Source organism: Streptomyces sp. NPDC104831 (assembly GCF_055583025.1).
The window spans coordinates 28492-45129 of record NZ_JBVJOT010000022.1 but is presented as its reverse complement, the minus strand read 5'-3'; the positions used below and the strand labels follow the sequence as shown (position 1 = coordinate 45129).

General features: G+C 72.4%; 15 protein-coding genes. 7 read left to right on the top strand and 8 right to left on the bottom strand.

What is annotated here, in order from left to right:
- Positions 1–139 precede the first annotated feature (139 nt).
- Genes ACZ63H_RS17040 through ACZ63H_RS17030 form a run of 3 tightly spaced genes read right to left on the bottom strand, consistent with a single transcriptional unit; the run spans position 140 to position 1316 of the window.
- Positions 140–571, bottom strand: a complete 432-nt coding sequence (locus tag ACZ63H_RS17040) for a PRC-barrel domain-containing protein (protein WP_469865715.1) — start codon at positions 569–571, stop codon at positions 140–142.
- Positions 568–1161, bottom strand: coding sequence for a PRC-barrel domain-containing protein (locus tag ACZ63H_RS17035; RefSeq protein WP_469865713.1), 594 nt, complete (start codon positions 1159–1161; stop codon positions 568–570). The genes ACZ63H_RS17040 and ACZ63H_RS17035 overlap by 4 nt, the downstream gene beginning before the upstream one ends.
- An 8-nt stretch (positions 1162–1169) precedes the next feature.
- Entirely contained in the window at positions 1170–1316 is a 147-nt protein-coding gene (locus ACZ63H_RS17030; protein WP_469865711.1) for a hypothetical protein, read from the bottom strand.
- A gap of 287 nt (positions 1317–1603) precedes the next feature.
- Between ACZ63H_RS17030 and ACZ63H_RS17025 the strand changes: the two genes are divergently transcribed.
- The 3 genes from ACZ63H_RS17025 (at position 1604) to ACZ63H_RS17015 (ending at position 7082) form a co-directional block, all read left to right on the top strand.
- Positions 1604–2335 (top strand): hypothetical protein, encoded by a 732-nt coding sequence (locus ACZ63H_RS17025; protein WP_469865709.1) that lies wholly within the window; start codon positions 1604–1606, stop codon positions 2333–2335.
- A gap of 341 nt (positions 2336–2676) precedes the next feature.
- Positions 2677–3618: an NAD-dependent epimerase/dehydratase family protein gene (locus tag ACZ63H_RS17020; protein ID WP_469865707.1), complete on the top strand. Its 942-nt coding sequence runs from the start codon at positions 2677–2679 to the stop codon at positions 3616–3618.
- An 11-nt stretch (positions 3619–3629) separates the two neighbouring features.
- Positions 3630–7082 carry an aminotransferase class I/II-fold pyridoxal phosphate-dependent enzyme gene (locus ACZ63H_RS17015; protein ID WP_469865705.1) on the top strand — a complete coding sequence of 1151 codons (3453 nt, stop codon included), beginning with the start codon at positions 3630–3632 and terminating at the stop codon, positions 7080–7082.
- A gap of 10 nt (positions 7083–7092) precedes the next feature.
- Here ACZ63H_RS17015 and ACZ63H_RS17010 read toward each other — a convergent pair whose 3' ends face one another.
- The 5 genes from ACZ63H_RS17010 to ACZ63H_RS16990 form a co-directional block, all read right to left on the bottom strand.
- Positions 7093–7671 carry a toxin gene (locus ACZ63H_RS17010; RefSeq protein ID WP_469865703.1) on the bottom strand — a complete coding sequence of 193 codons (579 nt, stop codon included), beginning with the start codon at positions 7669–7671 and terminating at the stop codon, positions 7093–7095.
- Entirely contained in the window at positions 7668–8126 is a 459-nt protein-coding gene (locus ACZ63H_RS17005) for a helix-turn-helix domain-containing protein (RefSeq protein WP_469865701.1), read from the bottom strand. The genes ACZ63H_RS17010 and ACZ63H_RS17005 overlap by 4 nt, the downstream gene beginning before the upstream one ends.
- Before the next feature lie 304 nt (positions 8127–8430).
- Complete coding sequence (locus ACZ63H_RS17000) at positions 8431–9585, bottom strand: MAB_1171c family putative transporter (protein WP_469865699.1); 1155 nt, start codon at positions 9583–9585, stop codon at positions 8431–8433.
- 47 nt (positions 9586–9632) lie between these two features.
- Positions 9633–10376, bottom strand: coding sequence for a TetR/AcrR family transcriptional regulator (locus ACZ63H_RS16995; RefSeq protein WP_469865697.1), 744 nt, complete (start codon positions 10374–10376; stop codon positions 9633–9635).
- A gap of 382 nt (positions 10377–10758) precedes the next feature.
- Positions 10759–12135 (bottom strand): FAD-dependent monooxygenase, encoded by a 1377-nt coding sequence (locus tag ACZ63H_RS16990; RefSeq protein ID WP_469865695.1) that lies wholly within the window; start codon positions 12133–12135, stop codon positions 10759–10761.
- A gap of 71 nt (positions 12136–12206) precedes the next feature.
- Here ACZ63H_RS16990 and ACZ63H_RS16985 point away from each other — a divergent pair, with 71 nt between their 5' ends.
- From ACZ63H_RS16985 to ACZ63H_RS16970, 4 genes are all read left to right on the top strand, one after another.
- Positions 12207–12857, top strand: coding sequence for a TetR/AcrR family transcriptional regulator C-terminal domain-containing protein (locus tag ACZ63H_RS16985; protein WP_469865693.1), 651 nt, complete (start codon positions 12207–12209; stop codon positions 12855–12857).
- A 171-nt stretch (positions 12858–13028) separates the two neighbouring features.
- The gene (locus ACZ63H_RS16980; RefSeq protein ID WP_469865691.1) at positions 13029–13766 is read left to right on the top strand and encodes a formylglycine-generating enzyme family protein; all 738 of its coding nucleotides are present in this window, start codon (positions 13029–13031) and stop codon (positions 13764–13766) included.
- A gap of 90 nt (positions 13767–13856) precedes the next feature.
- On the top strand, positions 13857–14519 hold the full coding sequence (locus ACZ63H_RS16975) for a GNAT family N-acetyltransferase (RefSeq protein WP_469865689.1): 663 nt from the start codon (positions 13857–13859) through the stop codon (positions 14517–14519).
- A gap of 528 nt (positions 14520–15047) precedes the next feature.
- Positions 15048–16121 carry a hypothetical protein gene (locus tag ACZ63H_RS16970; protein ID WP_469865687.1) on the top strand — a complete coding sequence of 358 codons (1074 nt, stop codon included), beginning with the start codon at positions 15048–15050 and terminating at the stop codon, positions 16119–16121.
- Positions 16122–16638 lie beyond the last annotated feature (517 nt).

Sequence of the window (16638 nt, the reverse complement as noted above, 5' to 3'; positions counted from 1 at the left end):
GGGTGCCGCAACGCCAAGACAGCACCCACGCCCCCCCCCCCCCCCCCCCCCCCCCCCCCCCCCCCCCCCCCTCCGCTGTCGGACGGCTCCTTCGCCGGCAGGGGAGCGGGCTCCCCGCCGGTGCCCTCCGGCGGCGGTGTCACGCGGTGTCGGCGCGTACGACGACCGCGTAGGAGCCGACGCCGAGGAGACGGTCGCCGGAGATCTCGCCGAGGGCCGTGTAGAGCGTGCGGACGTGTCCGGTGGTGTTGTCGAAGGCGATGTCCTTGACCGTGCCGTGCGCGCTGCCGAGTTCGGTCAGCACCCGGCGCCCCAGGGCCTCTTGATGGGCGGGGAGGCTGCCCTGCCCGGGATCGGCGGCGGTCCGGGAGCGCACGATGACGGCGTCTCGCCCCACCGCCTCGATCGCGTGCCAGGCGATGGTCGCCAGGTGCTTCGGGGCTCCGGACAGGCGCAGGCAGGCGACACTCCTGGTGTGCGCGTCCAGGGTCAGGCTCTCCACCCGCCCCAGTGGTTCGGCCTCGTCGGCGGTGATCACCGCAAGCCCCTGCGCCTGGGTGAACAGCATCATGCCGGGCCTCCTGCCTCGATCGTGGGACCGTCCGGGTACGACTGCGCGGTGTGTGCGCGGAACGCCTCGACCTGGGAGCTGAAGCTCGGCAGGTCGTCGGCGACGAAGTGCCGGGCGTGCGCAGGGATCACCAGGGCCCGCCCGGAGACGGCCAGCGTCTCGCCGCGCGGGATGAACACCTTCCGCCGGTGACCGTCCACGTGCTCGTCGGCGGCGATCTCGAAGCCGGCCACGCGTCCGCCGACGCCGGCCTCGATCACGACATCCAGGACCCGGCCGATCTCCGTGCCCTGGTCGGTGAGCACGGGTGCGCCGATGACCTGGCCGTGTCCGGCGTCACCGGCCGCGCCGGCCAGGTCCCGCCGTTCCAGCACCGTCTCGCTGGTGATCATCACGGCGGACGGGCCGATGGCGTGCACCCCGGAGAAGGGCAGGCTCTCCTTGAGCGGACCGGCCAGCAGCCCGCGCCCGCTCAGCGTGAACCCGGTGATCCGGCCCGCGCGGGCGTCGAAGAGGGTGTCCCTGATCTGGGCGACCGCCTCACCGCCCAGCGTCACCACCACCCGCTTGGTCAGCTCGGAAGCGAGCATGAGGGCGATCACTGCGAACCCTCCCGGTCGGTCGCACGGCCCGGGCGCACCGCGATCACCGTTCCGCTACGGCGCTTGGCCTGAACCGCCACGGCCGCGGCGACGAGCAACCCCACCACCGCGACCACCAAGACCACCCAGCCCCACCACACCATCACCGACCTCCTCGGGTCCGTCCTCGTCTTCGTCCAGCCGTCGTCTGTCCGGCGGTCCCTGGGCTATCCGGTTGCCCGCCGCGGGGGCCCGCAAGCCTTCCGTGTCACGGGGTGGCCGGAACCGACGGAAATGCCGAACAGCCCGGCCGGGCGGGGAAGTTCTGGAAGAGGAAGCGACTATTCCATTATCCCGGGGAAACCGGGGTTCCACGACAGCCGTCACGAGCCGGAACAGTGGCGGCCGATCGACAGCAATCGCAGCTTGCCCGGAAGGAATTCGTATGTCTGTGAGTCGTACGTTGGCCGTGTCCGTGATCTGCGCGACCGCCGCCATCGGCATCGCGGGCTGCTCCGACGGCGATTCGTCGGACCAGCCGTTCCAGGGCCAGAGCGCGGACCAGGTGGCCGCCAAGGCGGTGACCGCCACCCGGAACGCCACCTCGGTGCGCATGGCCGGGAAGGTCTCGGCGGAGGGCCGGCCGCTGACGGTCGACTTCCACGTCGACACCCAGAAGAACTGCAAGGGCAGGATGGCGATGGAAAGCGGCTCGGCCGACGTCATCCACACCGGTCAGGCGACCTATGTCAAGGGTGACGAGAAGTTCTGGGCCGGCGCCGCACAGGACTCCCCGGGCGGACAGAAGCAGGCCCAGGCGCTGAGCGGCCGGTGGGTGAAGGTGCCGGTGGGCGATTCCCGTACGACGGGGCTGTGCGACAAGCAGGGATTCCTCGCCGACATGGACGCCGACAAGTCCGAGCGCAAGGGAATGACGAAGGGCGACGTCACCACGGTGGACGGCCGCGAGGCGATTCCGCTGAAGAAGAAGAAGGGGAGCGGCGAAACCATCGTCATGTACGTCGCCACCGAAGGAAAGCCGTACATTCTCAAGGTGGACCAGTCGGGCGGAAAGAGCCCGGGCACCGTGCACTTCTCGGACTACGGCAAGCCGGTCAAGGCGACGCCGCCGCCGGCCGACAAGGTCATCGACGGCACCAAGGCGGCCAAGACGGCTTCCTGAGCGGGGAGGGACGGCGCGTGTGCCGGGCTGCACGGAACGTCGCGGCCCGGTGCCCGGCCGGTGACGGTCGAGGGAACGAGACCTTCCGGCCCGTACCATCCGTGCACGGGACCGGGACCGGGACCGGACACCCCCTGACCGGAAACGGTGAATCCCTGGCACACGAGGGCGGGTTGACGGACACGGTCCGTCCATCTGCGCGGCCGGCTCCGTTCCGTGCGCAGCGGGAGGCTCCGCCGGGACCGGGCTTTCGCAGTGGTACGGTCGTTTCCGGCTGCCCTATGACGCGCTTGCGACACGCTCGGTCACATCGCGGCCGGTCCGCGCGTTAGGGTGCGCGCGTGAATCTTCAAGTTGTCATCGGATCAGGGCCCGCCGGGGCCGCCACGGCGCGGCTGCTGGCCGAACAGGGCCACCGTGTACGGGTCATCACCCGCTCGGGCCGCGCCCCCGAGTCCGGCATCGAACACCTCGCACTGGACGCCGCGGACCCGCAGGCGCTCACCGAGGCCGTCCGCGGCGCGACCGCCGTCTACGGCTGTGCCGCGCCCCCGTACCACCGCTGGACGGCCGACTGGCCACCGCTGGCGGCCTCCTTGCACACGGCGGCCGAGGCGACCGGGGCCGTCCTGGTCATGCTGGGCAACCTCTACGGTTACGGACCGGTGGACGGTCCGCTGACCGAGGACCTGCCGCTCGCCGCGACCGGGCCCAAGGGCCGGGCGCGGGCCGCGGTCTGGGAACGGACCCGGGAACTGACCGAGCAGGGACGCATCAAGGCGGTCGAGGTACGGGCCTCCGACTTCTTCGGGCCCGGCGTGACCGACGGCGGGCACTTGGCCGCCCGGGTCGTGCCTCGGCTGCTGCGCGGCAAGCCGGTCTCCACGCTCGGCGATCCCGACGCCGCCCACAGCTGGAGCTACGTCCCCGATGTGGCCCGGGCCCTGGTGGAGGTCGCGGGCGAGGAACGCGCCTGGGGCAGGGCCTGGCACGTGCCGACCGCCCCTCCCTCGTCCGTCCGCGTGATGGTGGACCGCCTCGCCGCCCAAGCGGGCACCGGACCGGTCGCGGTCCGTCCGCTGCCACCGGCCGTCCTGGGCATCGCGTCGGTCTTCTCCCCGCTCCTGCGCGAACTACGGGAGATCCGCTACCAGTTCGACCGCCCCTTCGTCATCGACTCCAGCGCCTACGAGGCCGCCTTCTCGGTGCGGGCCACCCCTGTCGAGGAACAGGTGGAGGCGACCGTGGACTGGTGGCGCGCCAGACAGGGTGAGGAGCAGTGAGAGCGGAAACGATGCGTTCTGCGCCGAGCGGATCCGGGCACCGGGACGACATAGCGGTCGTGGGCATGGCCTGCCGGTTCCCCGGCGCGCGGAACCTCAACGAGTACTGGCGGCTGCTGACCAGCCCGAAGCCGCAGTTCACCCGCATACCCGACGAGCGGTGGCGGGCCGCCGCCTTCCTCAGCGACTCCCTCCGGGACGCCTCCGCCGCCTACACCGACATCATGGCGACGCTGCCGGACGTGGGCCACTTCGACGCCGCCCACTACGGCATACCCCCGCGCCGGGCCCGGGCGATGGATCCGCAGCACCGGCTGCTGATCGACCTCGCCCGCGAGGCGATCCAGGACGCGGGCTGGGAGGCCGAGGGCTTCGACCGCGAGGAGACCTCGGTCATCACCTCCCTCACCGAGAGCGGGTACCGCGAGATCAGCACCCTGCCGATCCGGATGCGCCAGCTGGCCGGCGGCGAGTTCGGAGCCGGGGCGACCGGCTCCGGGGAGCTGGAGATGGTGCGCGCGGTCGACCGGCTGAACGGCACCTCCGTGGCCGGGCTGCTGCTCAACATGGGCCCGAACACCGTCAGTTCGGTCTTCGATCTGCACGGGGAGAGCTACGCGCTGGACGCGGCCTGCTCCGGCGGGCTCATGGCCGTGGCCAACGCCGTGCACGCGCTGCGGGCCGGCCGCACCCGCATCGCCCTCGCAGGCGGTGCCCAACTGGCCCTGACCCCCGACCTGCTGGTCGGGCTGTGCCGGATCGGTGCCATCTCGCGCAGTGGCCAGTGCCTGCCGTTCGGCGCGGAGGCCGACGGCTTCGTCCTCGGCGAGGGCGCCGCCCTCCTGGTGCTGCGGCCCCTGGCCGACGCCCTGGCGGCCGGGGACCGGGTCTACGCGGTGATCCGCGGGGTGGGCTCGGCCAACGACGGGACGGTGCACGGCGGCATGCAGCCCCAGGCCGCCGGTCAGCTGCGCGCGCTGCGCCGGGCCTACCGCGACGCCGGCCTGACCCCGGACGCGGTGGGCTACCTGGAGGCGCACGGCACGGCGACCACGGTCGGGGACCCGGTGGAGATCAAGGCCCTGCGCGAGCTGCGCGGGGACAGCGGCTCGCACGCCTACCTCGGAGCGGTGAAGGCCGTGGTCGGGCACTCACTCGGCGCCGCCGGCCTGGCGGGTCTCATGAAGGCCGCCCTGGCCGTGCACCACGGGATCGTCCCGCCGCAGCCCGCGTTCGGGCTGGCCGACTCCGCCGGGCTCGACGCCGCGCGGCTGACCGTCCCGACCGAGGCCGTCCCGTGGCCGGATGCCGGGCAGCCGCGCCGGGCCGGGGTGAGCGCCTTCGGGTTCGGCGGCACCGGAGTCCACCTCGTGCTGGAGGAATGCGCCGCGCGGCCGGCCCGCCCGGCACCCGAGGCGGGTCCGCACCTGCTGGTGCTCAGCGCTCGCGACCGCTCGGGGCTGGCCCGGCACGCCCGGGAGCTGGCGCACGTCGTCGCCGCCGGCGAAGCGCCGCTGGACCGGGTGGCCGACACCCTGGGCCGCCGTGCGCTCCTCGGCGAACGACTGGCCGTGGTGGCACAGGACGCCGCCGACGCCGTCGTCAGGCTGACCGGGGCGGCCGAGGCGGTGGCGGCGGGCCGCACCGGAGACATCGGGCCCGGGCAGCGGGCCGGCACCGCGCCGCCCGGCACGCCGGCCGACGCCGCCGGGCCGGTGCCGGGGCGGCTGTCCGGTGAGCCGCGCACGGCCGAGCTGCTGCGGCTGGCGGAGCACGCGGTCACCGGCCCGGGGCTGCGTCCCACCGGCGAGCGCCTGCCGCCGCTGACCCTGCCGCCGAGTCCGCTGGCCCCGCGCCGGCACTGGGTGGTGGACGCATCGGCCCGCGAGGCCGTCCCGGTGGGCCCCGCCCGCGCGGCGGGCGAGCCGGAGGAAACGGTGCCCGCGCCCCGGACGTCCGCCGCCTCCGCCGTCGTACGCGAGGAGGTGTCCCGGATCGGGGTCTTCCCGCCCTCGGACGTCCAGGAACGGATGGCACTCGTCGCCGACCTGGGCTTCGACTCGCTGATGCTGGAGGAACTGGAGGTGAGCATCGGCAACCGGCTGCCGGGCTTCCGCACCGAGGAGATGTACGAGCCGACGCTCACCGTCGCCCGGCTGATCGAGCTGGCCGCCGCGCATCCCGGCGGGGAGCCGGTCCGGGAGGGGCCCGCACCGCTCCCGTTCCCGCACGGCCGGCAGGAGCCCCGGTGGGACGCGGAGACCTCCCGCGTCGACGACTTCCCCGAGGTGCGGCGCTTCGAGGAGCGCTTCGACGCGATCACGGACAGCGGCGCGGACTACCCCTACTTCCGTGTCCACCAGGGCAACATCCGCGACACGACCGTGGTGGGCGACCGGTCGTACCTGTCCTTCGGCAGCTACAACTACCTGGGACTCTCCGGGCACCCGGCGGTCAACGAGGCCGCGCGCCGCGCGGTGGACCGGTACGGGACCTCGGTCTCCGCCAGCCGCGTGCTCTCCGGCGAACGCGACCTGACGGTGCGGCTGGAACGCGCGCTGGCCGATTTCCTCGGCGTCGAGGACTGCGTGGCCCTGGTGAGCGGTCACGCCACCAACGTCACCGCGATCGGGCACCTCGTCGGCCGGGACGACCTCGTCCTGCACGACGCGCTCGCCCACGACAGCATCCTCCAGGGCTGTGCGCTCTCCGGGGCGGCGCGACGCCCCTTCGCCCACAACGACGTCGGCCGGCTGGAACACCTGCTGCGGGCCAACCGGTCCCGGTTCCGGCGGGTGCTGATAGCCGTCGAGGGCGCCTACAGCATGGACGGCGACCTCGTCGACCTGCCGGCCCTGATCGAGCTGAAGAAGCGGTACGGCGCGCTGCTGATGGTCGACGAGGCGCACAGCATCGGCACCGTGGGCGAACGCGGGCGCGGCGTGGGCGAGTTCTTCGACGTCGACCGGTCCGACGTGGACCTGTGGATGGGAACCCTCTCCAAGGCCTTCGCCAGCTGCGGCGGTTACCTCGGCGGCTCCGCCAGGATGGTGCGGTGGCTGCGGCACACCCTGCCGGGCTTCGTCTACAGCGTCGGCCTGACCCCCGCGAACGCGGCGGCGGCGCTGGCGGCCACCGAGCTGATCGTCGCGGAACCGGAGCGGGTACGGGCCCTGCGGCGCAACGCGGACCTCTTCCGTTCGCTGGCCGCCGCGGCCGGTCTGGCGACGGGCGTCAGTGCCCACACCCCGATCGTGCCCTGTGTGCTCGGGGACTCGGCCCGGACCCTCAGGGTCGCGGACCGGCTGTACGACCGCGGCGTCATAGCCGATCCGATCTTCCACCCCGCCGTGGAGGAGGGCCTGGCGCGGCTGCGGTTCTTCGTCACCAGCGAGCACCGCGAAGAGGACATCCGGCGGGTGGTGTCGGTGCTGGCCGAGGAGGTGACGTCCGCCGTGGGGTGACCGGGGTGTCTCAGATCAGGGTGCGTTCGATCCGGCTCAGCACGGCGTTGCCGCCCGTGGTCCCGCCTTGGCCGGCGTCCTCGGCCGACGGCGCGCTCCGCTGCTCGCGGGTGCTCCCCACCTGCTGGGAGAGCAGGTAGGCGATGATCTCCGCCTCCTGTTCCTGGACGTCGTCGTAGGTGGCGCGCAGCAGCATGTCCCGCACGAGTTCGGGGTCGAGGTTGGGGAAGAGGAGGCGAGCGGTCGTCTCGTCGAGCAGGCCGGCCCCGCGATGGCAACAGATGATGTGACCGAGCTCGTGCAAGATGATGTGCTCCTGATGCGCGGTGGTGGTGTTGGCGTCGTAGAAGATGAGGTCCTCGTCCCGTGCGGCAACCCACATGCCGCACGGGTGCGACGCCGGCATCTGCATCGGCACGAGCGTGATCGGGCGGCCGCGGACACTCCCCAGGTGGAGGCAGAGTTCGGCCACGTCGGCCACGTCGGGAAGGTCCAGGGCGGCGATGCGCTGGGCACCGGCCTTGCGCAGCCGCTTGAGCTGACTGCGGCGGTCCTGCTCGGCCGGCCGACTCTTCCTGAGCCCTCTCACTGAGCCGGATCCCCTCCCTCCGCCTCGGGCACGTCGGTCACCGGGGGCAGCCCTTGCAACTGCCGGTACTGGTCCATGATGGCCGTGATCGCCTGGAGGTTCTCGCGTTTCATGCCGGCCGCCCGCATCGCCACGGCCCGCACCCCCGCCTGCCGCAACGCCTCGACGGCGGCCAACTCGCTCAGGACCGACTCGGCGACCTCGTCGTCGAAGAAGTAGGCGACCGACACACCGAAGAACCGGGCCAGTGCCGCCAGGAGGTCCGGTGAGGGGTTGGAGCGTTTGCCCGTGCGCAACTGGGAGAGGTAGACGCCGCCGACCTTCAGATCGGGGTTGCTCCGCTTCAGCTCCTCCGCCACCTCGGCGTTGGTCCAGTGCCTGCCCTTGGGGCGGACCGTCCTGAAGAGGCTGTCCAGGCGGGTGGCGAGCAGGGGTCGGTCGTCGGGCTCGGACACTGATCCTCCCTTCCGGTGCGCCCCTCGATGATGCCCTTGGCTATATGACAGTTTTCCAGATTAGCTGTCAGTTGACAATTGGGCATGGCTCCGCCAACGTTGAAGCGCGCCGATAGCTGGTAGCTAACTTGGCTCACGGGGGTGGCCGAGTCGGCTCCGGCTGATCCGGTCGGGCCTGTCCCAGGGGGTGGGCAGGCCTGACCGGAAGGCGCCGCTCGGCCCGTGTCCCGCCGCAGTAACGGCGGCGGGACACGGGCACGAGAAGACCCGCCCGGTCCGACGGGGGAACGGACCGGGCGGGAGCTCAACCAGCCTTGCCGAGCTTACGGTAGGCGCTGGCGACTTGGGTGAGCCAGGCCGTCTCCGCCGCGAAGTTGTCCGAATCACGATCTTCGAAGTTCGCGGTGTCCTTGTTGTCGTCGGGGATGGTGCCGGCGCGCTTGGCGCGCAGCGCCTGCCGGATCTGGGCGGCCTCGGCGAACGCCTGCCGCGACTCCTCGCCCGCCTGCGGGCGGGGCCCGCCCGTGCCGCCGGCGCTGCGGTCCATGTAGGGACGCAGATCGCGCCAGCCGTCCCGTATCTCCACGACCCGCCGGTGGAGGCGGTAGTCGAGGTCGGCGACCGAGGCCGCGGGCGGCTCCAGCACGATGTCCGGGGAGGACTCGTACAAGTCCCGCCAGAGCGGATACAGGACACGGTAGGAGTGGTAGGTGTCCACCCACTCCACCAGCCTGACGGCCGGTGCGCCCCAGGAGGGCACGGTCAGGCTGAGGGAGAGGATCACGATGCCCGCCGCGCTGAAGAGGTTGGACGCGAGCGTCCAGGCGCCGATGTCCACCCCGGCCGCGGCGGTGAGGATGTTGACCGTCCTCGCCGAGCAGTAGAGGAAGAGGACCACCGCGGCGACGGACAGGAGCCGCAGCGCCTGCCGCAGCGAGGGCTTGTCGGACATCCGGGCGTAGGGCCCGCACTGGCGGAAGATGGTGACGCAGGGCACCGCCTGGGAGACGATGAAGAGCAACAGGTAGGTGAGGACCAGCGGATCGCCGCTGCCGGTGTCGAAGTCGGAGGCCGGCCGGCCGGTGCCGTCGGCGACGAGGAAGAGCACCGTCAGCAGGACGTCCAGGGTGACTCCGGTGATCAGCCAGTAGCGGCTCAGGCGTGCCGCCTCCGTCTCGGAGGCCGCCCAGTGCAGCAGGATGATCTGCGCGCTGACACAGAAGGCGACCGCCGAGAGGTGCATCACCAGGATGGCGAGATTGCCCACGCCCAGGAAGGCGCCGCCGCCCATGGCGACGGCGCCCATCGTGAAGGTGAGCGACTGCAGGAGCAGAGTGATCACCAGCGTGCGGTAGGCGCTGTCCCGCCAGTTGCGGCGCACCTGGCACAGCCGGTAGACGAGGGCGGCGTACGAGGACAGCGCCGCGATGACGAAGCAGAGTGTTCTGATGGTGGTCACGGCCCGATTCCTGGGAAGCCGCGCGGGCGGCGGACGGCTCGGTCGGTCTACTCGGTGGTGTTCTCGGGGGTGTTGTCGTCCACGGGGACTCGCAGGCCGATGCCTTCGGCCGCCACGGCGACGGCGAAGTCGAAGAAGGCGGTCTCGTCCCGGACGCTGTCGTGCGTGCGGCTGAAGACCTGGAACACCAACAGCCCGATCAGGCCGCTCCACAGCACGATGCCGCGTTCGACGAGGTCGGTGAAGGGGGCCTCGGGCGTGCCGCCGAAGAGGGCCACGGCTTCCGGCCGCAGCAGCGGCGGCCCGGGCACCGCCCGCCGGGGCGGGGTGAGTTCGCCGGCCTCCAGCGCGGACCGCACGATCCCGGCCAGCACCGCGGGCGTGCGTGAGGCCGGCGGCACGGTGTCCTGCGGGGCGTCGTAGCCGGGAACGGGGGAGCCGTAGATCAGCGTGAACTCGGCGGTGTGGTCGAAGGACCACTGCCGCAGCGCACGGGCGGCCGCGAGCAGCCGCGCGCCCGCCGGCGCCCCGGCGTCCCGGGCGGCCTGGTCGGCCCGCTCCATGGCGGCCCCGGACGCGTTGTAGGCGTCGATGATGAGGGCGGTCAGCAGATCGTCGCGGTGCGGGAAGACGGCTGCCACGTCGGAGCGGGACAGGCCGTCGGCCTCGGCGACGGCGTCCAGGGACAGCTGCCCGGCCCCCAGGGTCCCCAGCAGCCGGCGTGCGGTGGTCTTGATGGCCTCCACGCGTCCGACGGTCTTGTCGGCGGCGGGACTTGTTCCGGATTCCATGGTCAAACCGTACCCGTCGGTCACCACGGCGAGGGAGGCGGTTCGGCAGCCGCCGCGGCCGTGCCACCGGGATCCGGCCACGCGCGGGCCGACGGGCGGGCGGGGGTGAGGCGTTGGCGGGCAGGCGCCCGGCTGCCGCCGGGCGGGTACCAGGCCCGGCGGGCCCGGGACGGATCCTCGCCCGCCCGACGGGCAGGGCCCCCGGCTCCCGCCGGCCGTGGACGGCCGCACGACGCCCCCGTCCCGGCTGGACAGCCCGACGGGCCCGGCGTGAACGGCCGGTCCGACGCCGTCGCGGCCGGACCGGCCGGTCGAGTCCGCTTCCGTCGCGGGGACCGGTGCGGCGTTCCCGGCGCGGTCGGCGCTCGTCGCCGTGTCCGCTTCAGGCCGTCGTGAGGGATCCCGTCCGGTCGGCGTACTCCCGCAGCCCCTTCGTCGTGTCGCCCGCCCAGCCCACGTATCCGTCCGGGCGGATCAGGAAGACGCCCGGGCCGTAGGAGGCCGGGGGAGCGGGGAGCGAGGGGAGTCCCGGGAGGGTCGCTCCCAGCAGGGTCCAGTGCGGCCCCCGGAACGCGTCGAAGAGCCGTACGCCCGCCACCGTGCCGTCGGGGGCGCGGTCACCCGCGCGCGGCCCGGCGGCCCGGCGGCGCGTGTCGACGCTGAGGGACGACTCCCGGTAGCCCACCCCCAGCTGCACCGTCGCCCTGCCGCGCCGCACCTGTCCGCGGTGCACACCCGTCGACAGCTCCAGCATGGCCGCGGCGTTCGCCCGGCGCTCCTCCTCGTAGGTGTCCAGCAGCGCGTCCGGCGCACCGCCCCGCAGCACCGCGCCCAGCTTCCAGCCCAGGTTGTAGGCGTCCTGCACGCTGGTGTTCAGGCCCTGGGCGCCGGCCGGCGAGTGCACGTGCGCCGCGTCGCCCGCGAGGAACACCCGGCCGGCCCGGAACCGGTCCGCCAGGGCCGCTCGCGGCCGGAACTCGGACGCCCAGCCCACCTCCGTCACGTCCTGCGCGTCCAGGTGCGTGCGACGGGCGACCAGCTTGCGGATGCCGTCGGGGGAGACGTCCGCTCGCTCTGCCTCCGGCAGGCGGGCCGCCAGCTGGAAGTCCTCCGTCCCGGCCAGCGGGCACAGCCCGAGGAAACCGCCGTCGTCCCCGGGGAAGGCGTGCCAGTGGTTCCGGTCCAGGCCCCTCAGGCGCAGGTCCGCCACCACGAACGGCGCGGGGTCGACCGTCTCCCCGGCCATGTCCACCCCCAGCGCCCGGCGGACCGCCGAGCGCCCGCCGTCGGCCGCGACCAGGTACCGCGCGCGCAGTGCCCTGCCGTCGGCGAACCGTGCCGTCACGCCCTGTGCGTCCTGCGTCAGGGCCGTCACCTCGCGCCCGAAGGCGACCTTGCCCCCCAGCCGGGTCAGCCGCGCGTACAGCACCTCCTGCGTCCGCCACTGCGGAATCATCAGCGGCTCGCCGTAGGGCACGCCCTCGTCCGCGTCCAGCTTCTCGAACATCGACTCCTCGCCGAGCCGTTCGCCGTCCTTCCAGACCATCCGGTTCGGGTAGGGGCCGCCCGCCGCCCGGATCGCGTCCAGCACGCCGAGGTCGTCGAAGACCTCCTGGGTGCGCGGCTGGAGCCCCTTGCCGCGCGAGCCGGGGAACAGGTGCTCGCCCCGCTCCGCCACCAGCGCGTCCACACCCCGCCGCGCCAGATCGATCCCGAGGGTCAGACCGGTCGGGCCGGCGCCCACGATCAGAACATCCATGACATTTCTCCTTAACGGCGTTAAGTTCCGCTCTCCGGGAGAGTGCCCTTAACGCTGTTAAGCTGTCAAGCGTGAGTACGGACAAACGCGCCCCCCTCGACCGCGAGCGGGTCGCCGACACCGCCCTGCGCCTGCTGAACGAGGTCGGCCTGGACGGGCTGACCCTGCGCGCCATCGCCAGGGAACTGGACGTCAAGGCACCCGCCCTGTACTGGCACTTCAAGGACAAGCAGGCGCTGCTGGACGAGATGGCGACACGGATGTACCGGCAGATGCTCGCCCGCGCCCCGCTCGACCCCGCCGACACCTGGCGGGAACGGCTGCTCGCCGTCAACCGCGGCCTGCGGACCGCGCTGCTCGGCTACCGCGACGGCGCCCGGGTCTTCAGCGGCACCCGCTTCACGACCTCGGACCACGCCCCCGCCCTGGAGGCGAACCTGCGGCTGCTGACCGGGGCCGGACTCAGCCTCGCCCAGGCGGTCGACGCGGGCCGCACCGCGAACGCCTACACCATCGGCTTCGTCATCGAGGAACAGGGCGTACAGCCCCTCCCGGGCGAGCGCCGGGAAGGGTTCGACGTCGAGGACCGCGCCCGCCGCCTGGCCGGCTTCCCCCTCGCCGCCGAGGCCGGCGGCCTGCTCTTCGACGACTACGACCGGCAGTTCGAGGAGGGCCTGGCGCTCGTCGTCGCCGGCATCGGCGCGCGCTACGGCCTCACCTGAGCACGCCACCCTGCGCGCGCCGTGACGCGGCGGTCCGCGTCGACGCGGCAACTCCGCCCCCCGCCGGTCTCGTTGGGGGGCGGCCGTCAGTCCGGGTGGAGGATCGCCCGCCTCGGCGGCCGTCGCCCGAGGGGCGATCATGAAGCCTGTCCGCTCGAACGAGGAGGAGCCATGCAGGTGGAGCAAGTGGACTGGGTCGGCATTCCGGCCGGGACGGTGCGCCGGGGTACGCCGGCCGAGGAAGTGGCGGCCGTGGCCCGCCGCTACGCGGACACCGGTGTGCCGGTGGAGTGGTACCTGAAGGAGGCCCCGCGCGCGGAGATCCACGTCCCGGCGTTCCGGATCGCCCGCACCCCGGTCACGGCGGGCCAGTGGGCGCTCTTCGCGGCGGCCACCGGCAGGCCGCTCCCGCAGGCGCCGGCGGACCACCCGGTCACCGGCGTCTCCTGGGAGGCGGCGGTGGCCTACTGCCGGTGGCTCGGGGAACGGCTCGGCGGCCTCGCGGTACGGCTGCCCACGGAGGACGAGTGGGAGCGTGCCGCGCGGGGCGACGACAGCCGTGAGTTCCCGTGGGGTGACGAGTACCGCACCGGCCTGGCCAACCTGGTGGACCTCGGCATCGGCACCACGACGCCCGTCGGCTCGTTCCCCGAGGGCGCCAGTCCCTTCGGGGTGCTGGACATGGCCGGCAACGCCGACGAGTGGACCTCCACCCTCTACGCCCCCTACCCGGGCGCGCCCGCCGACGTGCCGCGCACCGAGGACTGGGCCTTCGACCCGCACATCACCCGAGGCGGCGCCTTCCGGCACGACCGGGACCTGGCCCGCTGCGCCCGCAGGCACGGGGCCTACGAACCGGACCTGGAGGCGATCGGCGTCGGCTTCCGCCTGGCGGCCCCGGCCGGGTAGGACCGGACGCCGGGTGCTCGCCTCCGTGCCGGCCCCCATGGTGTAATAACTCAAAGGCAAGTGCACCTATTACCGACTGAGGGAGGGGCCGTGCCCTTCAGGACCACCACCGAGGCGGTGCGCGCATGGGTCGAGGGCTGGGTCGTCTCGCGTGGCGCGGCCCGGCCGACGCCCCAGCCCTGGGGGTTCACCGTGGACGTCGGCCTGCCCAAGGAGGTCGCCCGGCACGTCGTCACCACCGCCGACGAGGCGACCGTCCGCAAGCTGGCCGAGAACACCACCACCCCCGGCGTCCCCCTCAAGGCGTTCGTGCCGGCGCGGACCCTGAAGGCGTGGCTGCCGCCGGGCTGGTTCCTCCTGGACGGCCACGCCGCCCTCATGGCCGTACGGCTGGCCGCCGGGGACACCCCGCTCCCCCTCCCCGGCGGCTACCGGCTGCACACCTGGGACCGGGCCGACGTCACCCGCGTGGTGGTGCGCGCCGCCGACGGCGCCTTCGCCGCGCGCGGGCAGATCGCGGTCACCGGCCCGACCGCCGTGGTCGACCAAGTGGAGACGGACGCGGCCCACCGGCGCCGCGGGCTCGGCCGCGTGGTCATGGGGACACTCGCCGAGGCCGCGGCCCGCCAGGGCGCGCGGGCGGCCGTACTGGGCGCGACCGAGGAAGGCCGCGCCCTGTACGAGACCATGGGCTGGCGGACGGTCGCTCCGCTGAGCGCCGCCGTCCGGGACCCGGGAGGCGCCGGGAGCTAGCACCAGGCGGCGCGGGGCCCGTCACCCGCGGTGCCGCCCGGGCGGGCCGGGGGCGGCCGCCGGTGCCGCCGCCGCGAGCCGGGCCCGGTCGTCCGGGCATCGCCCTGTCGCCGTCGTCGCCGATTTGACGAACGGCCGTGCCGCGGACGAGAGTTGGCCCGGCTCTCGGGCGCCGCGCGGCCGGCCGGGCGTTTTCTCCGCCGCGGGTGGTGCCGTCGACCGGGTGGGCGCCACGGCCCGCCGGGACGGGAGATCGCCGCCGGCGTGGGGCCCGAAATCCGGATCATGGCCTGAAACTCCGCTGTACGGAATGTTTCGGCAACGTGAAAAACGCGTGCTTGACAAGCGTTGATCGCGATAAAAGACGTGCTGGTGCCGTTGCGGTCCTGGATTCATTGCTTCCGTTTTCCTGTTTTCGCTCTCCTGTTTCCGGCCGTATTCCGGAGGGTGTGTTGCATGTCTCGTCGTGCCTCGTGTTGGCTATGCCCTGGGCCGAGCGCCTCGTGATCAATGAGAGGGAAGCTGCTTATGGCGAGGGTTAAGATCAATCCTGCTCGATACAGCCAGTTCGGGCCGGCAGAGGGCAGCATCTTCTGCCTGATTACGAACCGGGAACTCGAGAACGAGCTGGAGATCGTCAAGGAAGCGCCGTACGCCGAATACCGGACGATCTTTATCGGCAAGGGCGACGACTTCGAGACCATGCTGGCTGACGAAACCATTCCTCAGCAGTCGCACTCCCTGGTCATCTCGCCGTACCGCTTTTTTGAGTCGCCCTCGGAAGAAGCCCTCGGTCCGCGTCGCAAGCTGATGGGGATGGCCTGCAACTCGACGCCCGCGGACCTCGAGATCATCCGGCACTTCATCGGGGTCATCGAGAACACCTCCGCCAAGGAGCAGGGCGAGTTCAGCGACCGCTTCTTCGAGCTGGCCGAGACCACGGACCACCTGCTCTACGTCGACGAGCGGCACGGCACCCGCGCGGTGCTCGACCACCTCGCCGAGGACCTGATCTGGAACCAGCAGGCCGGCCCCCTCGAATGGGGGGAGCAGCAGATCGTCCCCTCCGGGGAGATCAGCGTGCTGCCGATGCAGATCGTCGAATTCGACGAAAAGCTGCACCTCCCGCTCGAAGGCAGCATCGCCTTCCGTGGATTCCCCATCCTGCACAGCGGTACGCCGTCGTTCACCCGCAGGGACCAGGCCCGTCTGTCCGGCAAGCTCGCCGGCCTGGAACACGAAGCGATCGTCTGCGACGTCACCAAAGGCACGATCACCTCCCTGCGCCCCTTCCGGAAGGAAGGCGCCGAGGTCGCCAAGGTCTTCGAGGCCATGTTCGAGATCGACTCGCGCTACGCGCTGGTCTGGGAGATCGGACACGCCCTCAACACCAGCCTGGACATTCTTCCGGGCAACCATGCCATGAACGAGGTGTACGGCGGTGAACGAGGCTGCCTCCACTGGGGACTGGGTCTCACGCCCTTCACCCAGTACCACCTCGACATCATCTCGCCCGACACCACCGTCTACACCGAAAACGGAGACGTGGTCCTGGGCGACAAAGGCGGCGCTCCCAGCGTTCGCATGGCCTCTGTCGGCTGACCGGCGGGCCGTGAACGAATCGCACGAGCGTGAAATTCACGACGAAAGGAGGTGGCGGCCATGAAGAAGACCATCAAGGTGCGCAAGAACAGCAACTACCTCGGCACCCTCCTGGGCTGAGCCGGGTAGTCGGGCCGGTTTCCCGGGCCCGCCGCCTGTCGGATCGAGTACCGGTTTGGGGGTGTGCGCCATGAAGAAGACCATCAAGGTCCGCAAGAACAGCAACTACCTCGGCACCCTGCTGGGCTGAGCCGAGTAGTCGGGCCGGTTTCCCGGGCCCGCCGCCTGTCGGATCGAGTATCGGTTTGGGGGTGTGCGCCATGAAGAAGACCATCAAGGTCCGCAAGAACAGCAACTACCTCGGCACCCTGCTGGGCTGAGCCGAGTAGCGGGCAGCCACGCGCGAAACGCTCGAGAAGCATCGCGCCGGGCGTGCCGTAAGCGGGGGGGGGGGGGGGGGGGGGGCGGGGCGCCCCCCCCACACACCCGCACAACGACCCTGGGGGGTCCCCACGGG

What these genes read in the sequence shown, in the direction of transcription:
- ACZ63H_RS17035 (WP_469865713.1), bottom strand. Translation starts at nt 1,161, where the DNA reads ATGCTCGCTTCCGAGCTGACCAAGCGGGTGGTGGTGACGCTGGGCGGT.
- ACZ63H_RS16990 (WP_469865695.1), bottom strand. Translation starts at nt 12,135, where the DNA reads ATGGATGTTCTGATCGTGGGCGCCGGCCCGACCGGTCTGACCCTCGGG.
- ACZ63H_RS16995 (WP_469865697.1), bottom strand. Translation starts at nt 10,376, where the DNA reads ATGGAATCCGGAACAAGTCCCGCCGCCGACAAGACCGTCGGACGCGTG.
- ACZ63H_RS16970 (WP_469865687.1), top strand. Translation starts at nt 15,048, where the DNA reads ATGGCGAGGGTTAAGATCAATCCTGCTCGATACAGCCAGTTCGGGCCG.
- ACZ63H_RS17030 (WP_469865711.1), bottom strand. Translation starts at nt 1,316, where the DNA reads ATGGTGTGGTGGGGCTGGGTGGTCTTGGTGGTCGCGGTGGTGGGGTTG.
- ACZ63H_RS17040 (WP_469865715.1), bottom strand. Translation starts at nt 571, where the DNA reads ATGATGCTGTTCACCCAGGCGCAGGGGCTTGCGGTGATCACCGCCGAC.
- ACZ63H_RS16980 (WP_469865691.1), top strand. Translation starts at nt 13,029, where the DNA reads ATGCAGGTGGAGCAAGTGGACTGGGTCGGCATTCCGGCCGGGACGGTG.
- ACZ63H_RS17015 (WP_469865705.1), top strand. Translation starts at nt 3,630, where the DNA reads ATGCGTTCTGCGCCGAGCGGATCCGGGCACCGGGACGACATAGCGGTC.